We start from the raw sequence: 1,390 nt of genomic DNA on the forward strand, positions 1-1,390 counted from the left end.
CGCCGCGCCCACCGCACCTGGTCGGGTGGCCCGGGGGGATCGCACCCCCGGGCTCCCACAGAACGGAGCGTGAGCCTCTCGGTTCACTCCGCTCTTCTCATCGCATTCCGGCGAGCGTGTGTGCCCAGGCCCAGCGCACGAACAGCCCGGGCTCTCGATCGAGGAGCCCGGTCCACCATGCCTTGAACCGCTTGTACGGGCGAAGCCGTCTGTACTTCTTGCCAGCCCACCGCATCAGGTAGGTGTTGATGCGTTGCAGGAGGGGATTCAGCTGCGACCGGTAGAACCGGCCGTAGTAGTTCATCCAGCCCGCCACGACCGGGTTGATCAGCGCGGCGAGCCCGCCCAGGTCATGCCTGGTACGCGTGTGGATTCGCCATCGGCGGACCCGCTGTCCCATTTTCTTGAGGGCCTCGGGACTGACCGCGGGCTGGAAGCCCACGAACATTTTTCCGTCGGCTCTCCTGGCGCCTCTGGGCCGGAATGTGTACCCCAGGAACGTGAACGAGGTGTGCTCGTACAAGCCACGCCGCCTATCGTCCTTGCAGTACACGATCTTGGTCTTGGTCGGGTGCAGTCGCAGTCCGACCTCCTCCATCCGGCTGGTAAGCGCGGCCAGCACCACGCAAGCCTCCCGTTCCGACGCGCAGTGCACGACCGCGTCATCTGCATATCGTTCGAACTGCACACCCGGGAACTCCCGAGCCAGGAACAAGTCGAACGCGTAGTGCATGAACAGGTTGGCGAGCACGGGTGATACCGCCGAACCCTGCGGGGTCCCACGATCCCGCCTGGCCAGGGTCCCATCAGGCAATTGCAGTGGAGCGACAAGCCACCGCCTCACATAGAGCAGCACCCATTTTCTGGCCGGTGGTGACGTTAGCCTCGACCGCCTTGACCATGAGGTCCCACGGCACACTATCAAAGAAGTTCTGAACATCAAGATCGATGACCCAGTCCTTCTTCCAGCATCTCTGGCGACACTTTGCGACGGCATCCAGCGCGCCACGCCGAGGCCGGTAACCGTAGGAGTCCGCATGAAATATCGACTCCGTACGGGCTTCCAGCGCCAACGCAGCCACCGTCTGCGCCACCCGGTCAGCAACCGTGGGCACGCCGAGAACTCTCGTGCCCCCCGACTCCTTGGGTATCTCTACCGCCATCACCGGAGGCGGAAAATAGGTCCCCGACGACATCCGGTTCCAGATCTTGTAGAGGTTGCTCCTCAGATCGGACTCGAACTCAGCCAGGGACTGCCCGTCCGCCCCTGCGGCACCCTTGTTGGCCTTCACACGCCGGTACGCCTCCAACACCAGCTGCTTCGGTATCTGAAACGGCTTGCTTTCCGGACCTGACCTGCTCACACGTCTCCTCCCGGGACAAACCCCGG

Annotated in this window: 1 pseudogene; it reads right to left on the minus strand. The window is 63.5% G+C overall.

Annotation, left to right across the window (positions count from 1 at the left end):
• Positions 1–97 precede the first annotated feature (97 nt).
• Positions 98–1,364, minus strand: a pseudogene (ltrA, locus tag DD1DGNOD_RS30420) (group II intron reverse transcriptase/maturase).
• Positions 1,365–1,390 lie beyond the last annotated feature (26 nt).

It is taken from the genome of Candidatus Protofrankia californiensis (assembly GCF_900634765.1).
GTDB lineage: Bacteria > Actinomycetota > Actinomycetes > Frankiales > Frankiaceae > Protofrankia > Protofrankia californiensis.